At 65.9% G+C, this 7,380-nt stretch carries 8 protein-coding genes; 3 read left to right on the plus strand and 5 right to left on the minus strand.

Annotated elements, in window-relative coordinates:
• Positions 1 to 50: 50 nt before the first annotated feature.
• Both OCH239_RS20735 and OCH239_RS20740 read right to left on the minus strand, forming a co-directional pair.
• Positions 51 to 986, minus strand: a complete 936-nt coding sequence (locus OCH239_RS20735; RefSeq protein ID WP_037267235.1) for a hypothetical protein — start codon at positions 984 to 986, stop codon at positions 51 to 53.
• Positions 973 to 1,764, minus strand: coding sequence for a hypothetical protein (locus tag OCH239_RS20740; RefSeq protein WP_157578025.1), 792 nt, complete (start codon positions 1,762 to 1,764; stop codon positions 973 to 975). Before OCH239_RS20740 ends, OCH239_RS20735 begins: the two co-directional genes overlap by 14 nt.
• Between OCH239_RS20740 and OCH239_RS20745 the strand changes: the two genes are divergently transcribed.
• Positions 1,763 to 2,878, plus strand: a complete 1,116-nt coding sequence (locus tag OCH239_RS20745; protein WP_157578027.1) for a hypothetical protein — start codon at positions 1,763 to 1,765, stop codon at positions 2,876 to 2,878. The two genes, OCH239_RS20740 and OCH239_RS20745, sit on opposite strands and share 2 nt — an antisense overlap.
• A gap of 4 nt (positions 2,879 to 2,882) precedes the next feature.
• Here OCH239_RS20745 and OCH239_RS20750 read toward each other — a convergent pair whose 3' ends face one another.
• Together OCH239_RS20750 and OCH239_RS20755 are read right to left on the minus strand one after the other, a co-directional pair.
• Positions 2,883 to 3,488 carry a hypothetical protein gene (locus tag OCH239_RS20750; protein ID WP_037267240.1) on the minus strand — a complete coding sequence of 202 codons (606 nt, stop codon included), beginning with the start codon at positions 3,486 to 3,488 and terminating at the stop codon, positions 2,883 to 2,885.
• Between the two features lie 2 nt (positions 3,489 to 3,490).
• Positions 3,491 to 4,117 (minus strand): hypothetical protein, encoded by a 627-nt coding sequence (locus tag OCH239_RS20755; RefSeq protein WP_157578029.1) that lies wholly within the window; start codon positions 4,115 to 4,117, stop codon positions 3,491 to 3,493.
• A gap of 175 nt (positions 4,118 to 4,292) precedes the next feature.
• Here OCH239_RS20755 and OCH239_RS20760 point away from each other — a divergent pair, with 175 nt between their 5' ends.
• The gene (locus tag OCH239_RS20760) at positions 4,293 to 4,907 is read left to right on the plus strand and encodes a hypothetical protein (RefSeq protein ID WP_037267244.1); all 615 of its coding nucleotides are present in this window, start codon (positions 4,293 to 4,295) and stop codon (positions 4,905 to 4,907) included.
• Between the two features lie 396 nt (positions 4,908 to 5,303).
• On the opposite strand, the gene OCH239_RS20770 is transcribed toward OCH239_RS20760, so the two are convergent.
• Entirely contained in the window at positions 5,304 to 5,786 is a 483-nt protein-coding gene (locus tag OCH239_RS20770; protein ID WP_280111664.1) for an IS5 family transposase, read from the minus strand.
• Between the two features lie 18 nt (positions 5,787 to 5,804).
• Between OCH239_RS20770 and OCH239_RS20775 the strand changes: the two genes are divergently transcribed.
• Complete coding sequence (locus OCH239_RS20775; protein WP_037267248.1) at positions 5,805 to 6,821, plus strand: IS110 family RNA-guided transposase; 1,017 nt, start codon at positions 5,805 to 5,807, stop codon at positions 6,819 to 6,821.
• The last annotated feature ends 559 nt before the right edge of the window (positions 6,822 to 7,380 follow it).

Genomic DNA, 7,380 nt, shown 5'->3' on the forward strand with positions numbered 1-7,380 from the left:
CCGTTATGACCGATGCCCAAAGAACCTTCTTCTCAGCGTTCGCACTCGCCTCAACCGTCATCTTCTGGCTTTGAGTGAGAACGAGTCCTGACCCTAGTTCCGAGCTGGAGACGCCGCAGCCAGCCGTAGCCAGCGATAGCGCCGAAAATCATGATGAGGATCTGGAACAGGGGATCGAGGATCAGCGCCTCGAGGAATGACGGGCGGATCACTACCTCGTCGGTGAAATAGTAGCTGATCGCGAGGTTGCTGAGCGCGTGCTCAGAGATTGCGGTCACCCGCATGAGCGTGGTCTGGGGGTCGGGGGTCATGACCGCGACATGGCCCGTCGCCGTCGCGCCGTCGGACTCCACGAAGCGCACTCGCGCCCCGGCGAGGAGCCTGCCACCGCGCAACTCCCGCATGTCGCTGAAGATCCGGCCCCAGGGCGTGTAGCCGCGCAGCTGGTAAATACCCGAGACGACTGAGATCCGGTCGGTCTCCGAGAACAGCGCGCCGATCTGGACCTTGCCGCTCAGGGGCAGGGTACCGACCGCGCCGAGCGCCTCGGGACCGTGGAGCAGGATCGCGCCGCCGGCGAGGTCGGCGACATCGGTGCCGTCGTAGCGGCCCGGCAGCGACACGACGTCGATGCGCAGCGCGTCGGACCAGGACGTGATCCTGAGATGCGTGCCGGCGGGCAGGACCGGCGTCGCCAGCGGTTTCGGATCGACCCAATGATGGGTCCGCGACGGACATCCCGCCGCAGAGGGCGGCACGACGTCGCTGTCGGGGTCCGGCCCGCGCTGGCAGTACCAGGCGTCGCGGAACGCCTTGCCGCTCAGTTCCGCCTCGAGTTCGATCTCGAGCGCGCCGGTCTCGGTGTCGACGACGATCGTGCGTTCCTGCCACCAGCGGAAATAGATCCAGTAGGCTAGGATCGCCACCAGCAGGATCGCGATCCCGCCACGGAGGACATTGATGAGGGGGTTATCAGTCTCGGCCATCAGGCAGGACGATGTCGATCTCGAAGCTCTCCTCGCCAAGGCTTCGCGTGACGTAGAAGGTCAGCCTGACCCGCCCGTCTTCGAGGTGCGGGGCCAGCACGTCTCGCGGAAGGATGCAGGCGGAGGTGTACTTTAGGGTCGTGTCGTCGGACACGTCGCTGCATTCGACGAAGTCCGGATCCGATCCCGGCACCGCGATCGTCGGGTTGCCGGCGGAGTTGACGAAGACGTGCAGGGCGTCCCTATCGGCCTTTTCCTCGGCATCCTGCCAAACCGAGGGGACGACCAGGTCGGTGCGGTCGCCGCAATGGCCCACCTTCACCAGGGTCACCGCGCGCATCTCGTCGAGGTCGGGCTTATAGGAGCCGAAATAGGGAAAGATGCCGCCGGTCGCGGGCACGGCGGCGCCGACGGAATAGGTGTTTACGGCCTCGAAGCGCCCGTTCGTGGAGTTGATCCGCACGCAGTAGCGGCCGGCATCCTCCTGCGGCTCCTCGATCGGCGGCAGGCGCAGGACTGCGACATCGGCGGTGCTGCGCGGCACGTCGTCGGCCAGGGCGACCTCCTGCCGTTTCCCCTCCTCGTCCTCCGCGGGCGCGGGACCCATCATCACGCCCATGACAATGTCGCCGCTCACGCGGCCCCACTCGTCGAGCCGTTCGAAATAGCGTTCATCCTCGAGCGCGATCTCGGCATTCTGGGCATGGGCCACAGAACCGGCTATGACTAGCCCGGTCGCGACCTTCAGTGTGTTTCCAAACCGACGGTGCCAACCCATGATCTCGTCCCCGGTCCCCCTGTCCGGCAAGGCTACTGCAACATTCCGAGCCTGCCTAGCTTTCGTTGCCATCCTTGCCCTGTTCAGCGTGCCCACCCGGGCCGACGTGGTGACCGTGGAGGAGGGGAGCGGTGCTGGCCTACTGATCCGGCAGGGTGGAAACTGCTACGTGATCCTGCCGAGCCACGTCCACGGGCCCGCCATGGACGGCATCCGGCTGGGATCCGACAGCGCCGGGGGGCCGATCGGCACGGCGCGGATCGTCCATGTCGGGCCGGACGATACCGACATCTCGCTGGGCGTGGTGCGCGGCGGGCTCGAGGCCGCCTGCGGTGAGGAATGGAGCCGCCTGCCGCGTCGGCTGGGCAACGTGATGACTCCGGGGACGGAGCTGATGATGCAGCGGCCTCGCCAGCAGGTGTTTGAGGGCCGGCGGCTGATCGTGCATTCTAGCGGGCCGGAACTCGTCCGCCTTGTCCCCGCGCCGGGCGAGCGGGCGGACCTCTTCGGCGGCACCTCGGGCGCCGTGGCGTTCAGCGGGACGACGCCCGTCGCCATGGTGTTGCAGGCGAGCGGCGCGAACGAGGTGCTGGCCATGCGGATGGACGCGGTCGTGGCGCTAATCGGCCAGATCCTCGAGACGCGGTCGTCGGCGCGGGAGGCCGGCAATGCGGAACCGGTGGAGGGCGGCAGCCTGGTGACGCTTCCGACCGGCGACCGGCTGGAGGCGGTGACCTGGTCCGCGCATCCCGTCGATGGCGCCGTCGATCCGGCGGCGATGCTGGATGGCGAGGGCGCCTGGATCTTCGAGATCGGCGACGAGCCGGTCAGCGTAACCCTCCGCCTCACCGAGACCGACCGGCTGAGCCGCATCCGGCTGCGCGCCGCCCTGGGCACCGGGGCCGCGATCCCGCGCGAGATCAGCGTCGTCACCGACAGCTCCACCGATCCGGCGCGGCCCCGCCCCTCCTCCATCCCGGCGCCGGAGATGACGCCGGACGGTGAATTCGACCTGCGGGTCGGCGAACGCTTCGCCCATACGGCGACGATCACAATCCTGTCGAGCTGGGGCGGCGGCTCTCCCGTGCGGCTCGACGCGGTGTCGATCGACTGAGCGCCTATTCGGACAGGTCGATGACGGCCTTGGCGAGGTTCTGTTTGACCGCCTGCTCGCCCTCGAGCTGGCCGGACCCGTTCAGCTCGTAGGTGCCCCAGCTGTCCCCCATGTAGAGGCTGATGGACTCGCCGCGCATCCTCAGGAGGCAGGTCTCGTAATTGGTGTGGGTCCAGCAGGCCTCGGCCTCGTCGAAGCCGTTGACCTTGAACGTGACGGACCCAGCGCCCTCGGCATCGATCACCCCGCCCAGCCTGTTGATCTCGTTTGCGAAATGCACGGTCGGCTCGTCGGCGACAGGATCGAGGACCATGACGAGCGTGGGGCTCGAGTCGAAGATTGCCCGCAGCGTCGTCGCCCGGATCGCGCGATCCGTGCTCTGCAGCCCGTGGCGTATCGCCAGCCGGCGCTGGTCCGCATCGCCTTTGGTGATGAGCAGGCGCAGCACGGCGAGCGCCCGGTCCGGGTCGGGATCATTGAGGCGGCGGCGGAACTCCTCCATCGAGCTGTCCGCCGCGTCTGCCGCCGCGTCGAGGTCGTCGAGCGATACCTGGGCCGAGGCGGGCAGGGCAAGGGCGGCAAGCGCCGCCAGGATCACGGGTCGCAGCATGGTCACCTCAACTGGATGGTGGCGGGATAGACGGTCTTGCTGTTCCAGTTCATCACTTCGCCGGCGAGGATGCCTTCGGGATTGAGCGCGAAGCTGCCCTGCAGGGTTCCGCTATAGCGCATGTCGACCTTCAGGCCCGAGACGGAAAGGTGGTAGCTCTCCTCGCAGACGTTCGTCCTGTAGAGATTGAGGCACTGCGTCTCGGGAAAGCGGGCGGTGATGCCCCAGGTGCTGACCGGTCCGATCCAGGTGTCGAGGGCGGTCCGCAGGTCGTCGTCGAGATCCTCGGTGACAATCTCGATGGTGAACGAATCCTTCAGCAGCAGCGTCTCCCACAGCGCCCGGGCCCGGAGGCGTTCGTCCGTCGCGGAGGTCGCCGCGGCGATCGCGGTCTCGCGCATGGTCTTGTCGCCGGTCTCGAGCATGACGTCGAAGGCCGCGAGCGCCCGGGCCGCGTCGGCGCCCTGGAGGATCTCCGTCAACTGCCGGTACTGGCCCGACCGCTCGTCGATGTTCGCAATGAGCGCGTCGACGTCGAGGTGCTGAGCCGCGGCCGGCGCCGCCATCCACATGCTGAGGCACCCCGCCGCGATCCGGGCCGCGACGCGCCTGTCCGTTCTCCTGTCCATGCGGATCCCCCTGTACCCTGGTGACGATGCAACTCATAGCAGAGGCTAACCAAAACCCGGAGACGCACGAAAGGAGAATTCTTGTCGCCTTGGCTGGGGGTGCTTTCGGTTGCCGGTGGTTGCAGGCGGCTCGTCACTGGCTAAGGTGGCGGTCCAGGCAGAGGAGAGTGTCGGTATGAAGAGTATCACCATCGCGTTTCTCGCGGCGCTCGGACTGTCGCTTGCGAGCGCGGCGTTGGCCGAGGTCACGCTGGACCAGCTGGACCAGGCCATGGAGGCGGAAAGCGACAGCATGGAGGCGTTTCGCATCCGCCTGCAGGATCCGGACCCGAACCGGGCCCGCGCCGCGATGCGGCTTCTCATCGCCGAAGGCGGCCCGGCCCAGCGGAGGCTCGCGATCAACCACGGCTTTGACGCGACCGACCCGGTGATACGCCTCGAGGCCGTCCGCGCGATCTTGGATTCGGGGCCTCTCCTGCTCTTTCGGTGGACGCCCGAGGACGGCGACGTCAATTCGTCTTACTCCGCGGCGGTGCGCAATCGCGGCGGTGACATTGAGGCCGGGAACGTGGCCCGGGTGCCGATCCCGGTAGGTCCCTACTCCGAGGAAGAGGAGTGTTGGACACTTAAGGATTCTCGGGGCTGCCTTGCCCGAATCAATGCGGGCGAACTCAGTTTCCTGTTCCATGGAAGCTGGTCCCAATTCGTCCTCGATACCGAAGGGCGGCTTGTCGGACGACCGAACATCCAGGGCAACCGGGTCGAAGCCGTCGCGGATCTGACCCAATGAAGCTCTCACTCTTCCAGCACCATGCTCCTTTCGCCATCACTGCCACACCTCGTTGGTCGATCTCAATGAAGTGCCTGCTTCTGTCGACCATCATGTGCCGCGCCCGTACCACTGCCCGCGTCCGCCAATATCGAGCTCTTCCGCGGTGCACTCGCAGGGAGAATTCATAGGGTTGTCGCCGCGCAATGCCGCGGACCAGATCTCAATGCTCCGCAACCCGGTGCAGCCGGAATGGAAGACCCGTCTCGTCACTGACATCACGCCCGATGACGCTGCCCGGCTGCTGACAAAGATCGGCGAGGATCGGGCCCGTCCGGCGAAGGAAAAGGTGAAGTCGCGCGTGAAGCGGAAGCTGCAGGAGCCTAAGCCTAAATCGATCAGCGCTAGGCTCAGGATTCATAGCCAATAGATGACGGTCGCGGCGAGCGCGATGGCCGAGAGGAAGACTTTCGGACATCGATCATAGCGGGTGGCAACCCGGCGCGAGTCCTTGATGCGGCCGAACATGATCTCGATGCCGTAGCGGCGCCGGTATCGGCGCTTGTCGTATTTGATCGGGGCCGTGCGCGACCTGCGCGGCGGAATGCAGACGTGAATTTTGCTGTTTGACAATGCTTTACGGAACCAGTCGGCGTCGTAGCCGCGGTCGGCGAGAAGCCAGTCGGCGTTTGGAAAGCCGCCCTGTAGCGCGAGCGCGCCCATGTAGTCGCTGACTTGGCCGGCGGTCACGAAGAGGCGGACAGGGCGGCCCTCGCGGTCGGTCACGGCGTGGAGCTTGGCGTTCGTCCCGCCTTTCGTTCGACCGATCAGGCGGCCACGCCCCCCTTTATGGATGGCCCGCCCCTCCCGCCGATGCCTGTGTAGGCTGTCGGTGTTCAAAGGAGGAAGGAGCGAACCATGAGCATAGTGATCCTCGGTATCGATCTGGGCAAGAACAGCTGTAGCCTGGTCGGACTGGATGAGAGCGGAACGGTCGTGCTGCGTCGGCGGATGCGCCGGGACGGGGTGATCGCTCTCGCGTCGAAGCTGCCATCCTGCATCATGGCGATGGAGGCATGCTGCGGCGCGCATCACGTGGGACGAGCGCTGGCAGAATTGGGCCACGAGATCCGGCTGATGTCGCCGGAGTACGTGAGACCCTACGTGAAGGCACAGAAGAACGATGATCGCGATGCCGAGGCCATCGCCGAGGCGGCGACCCGACCGACGATGCGGTTCGTCGAGCTCAAGAGCGAGGAGCAGCTCGACGTTCAGACCCTGCACCGGGTACGGGACCGGCTCGTGTCAGAGCGCACGTCTCTGACAAACCAGATCCGGAGCCTTCTACTCGAGCGTGGGTATATCGTGGCGCAGGGGCACGCCAAACTGCGCAGCAAGCTGACCGAGTTACTCGCGCCGGACGCGGAAGCCCTGAGCCCGCGCATGGTCTTCCTGCTCGAGGACATGCGCACGCGGTGGGCGGAGCTGGACCGGCGCATTGCTGCTTTCGATGCCGAGTTCGCCACCATGGCGCGCACCGACGAAAGGGCTCGTCGGCTAACCAGCATCCCCGGGATCGGGGCGCTGAACGCCACCGCACTGGTGGCGGCAGTCGGCAACGCGGCCACGTTCTCGAAAGGCCGGGATCTCGCGGCCTGGCTTGGCCTCGTGCCGCGCCAGGCAACCACTGGCGGCAAACCGAAGCTTCTTGGCATTACCAAGCGTGGCTCGCGATACCTCCGCAAGATGCTGATCCAAGGGGCGAGGTCAGCAATGCCCGCGCTGGCCAAAACGGACACGGCGACCGGAGCTTGGCTGCGTGCCTTGCTCGCGCGCGCGCATCCAAACGTGGTCGTGGTGGCGCTGGCTGCGAAGATGGCGCGCACCGTCTGGGCACTTCTCCATCACGGGCGTACCTTCGAGGCCGCTCGATGACGGCGCGCTGAAAACATCGAACAGGCGCTCGACAGGGTTACCGCCCGGCGCTTGTAGCTGCGAGTGGTGAAAGGAAGATGGCCTGACAGTCGACCGGTGTCCCGACAACCTCCGGCTCAAAATGGCCCGAGGAGGCCGGCCCTTTTATGAGGATCGGGACGCGCGGATCTCCATCTTGGCAGCGGCCGACGCGCCGACATGCCGGATACGTTTGTGCAGACTGCTCACACCATCACCCAATCAGCGCTTGCACCTGGGGCGGGCCATACGTTTGAGCCTGCAGGGTCGACGCCGTGCGGTGCGCATTCAGATAGGTCGCGTCGATCATGATCGTCCGGCAATCGGTCTACTAGCGGCGTATGACGGCCCGACACGCTTGATTTCGCGAGGCTCACTTTTGCGCAACTCTGACAATCGTATGCTGAATCGCACGTGGATATTTCGATCGCCGGCTTGCGATCCCCTTGATCAAGCGTCCCGTATAGCAAAGTTTCCGATCGGAACCGGTCCGGACTCAATCTTCCTGCCCGCGCACATTTCCGCGCTCTGACACATCATC

The organism is Roseivivax halodurans JCM 10272 (assembly GCF_000521785.1).
GTDB lineage: Bacteria > Pseudomonadota > Alphaproteobacteria > Rhodobacterales > Rhodobacteraceae > Roseivivax > Roseivivax halodurans.

What these genes read in the sequence shown, in the direction of transcription:
- OCH239_RS20735 (WP_037267235.1), bottom strand. Translation starts at nt 986, where the DNA reads ATGGCCGAGACTGATAACCCCCTCATCAATGTCCTCCGTGGCGGGATC.
- OCH239_RS20745 (WP_157578027.1), top strand. Translation starts at nt 1,763, where the DNA reads ATGATCTCGTCCCCGGTCCCCCTGTCCGGCAAGGCTACTGCAACATTC.
- OCH239_RS20740 (WP_157578025.1), bottom strand. Translation starts at nt 1,764, where the DNA reads ATGGGTTGGCACCGTCGGTTTGGAAACACACTGAAGGTCGCGACCGGG.
- OCH239_RS20750 (WP_037267240.1), bottom strand. Translation starts at nt 3,488, where the DNA reads ATGCTGCGACCCGTGATCCTGGCGGCGCTTGCCGCCCTTGCCCTGCCC.
- OCH239_RS20755 (WP_157578029.1), bottom strand. Translation starts at nt 4,117, where the DNA reads ATGGACAGGAGAACGGACAGGCGCGTCGCGGCCCGGATCGCGGCGGGG.
- OCH239_RS20760 (WP_037267244.1), top strand. Translation starts at nt 4,293, where the DNA reads ATGAAGAGTATCACCATCGCGTTTCTCGCGGCGCTCGGACTGTCGCTT.
- OCH239_RS20775 (WP_037267248.1), top strand. Translation starts at nt 5,805, where the DNA reads ATGAGCATAGTGATCCTCGGTATCGATCTGGGCAAGAACAGCTGTAGC.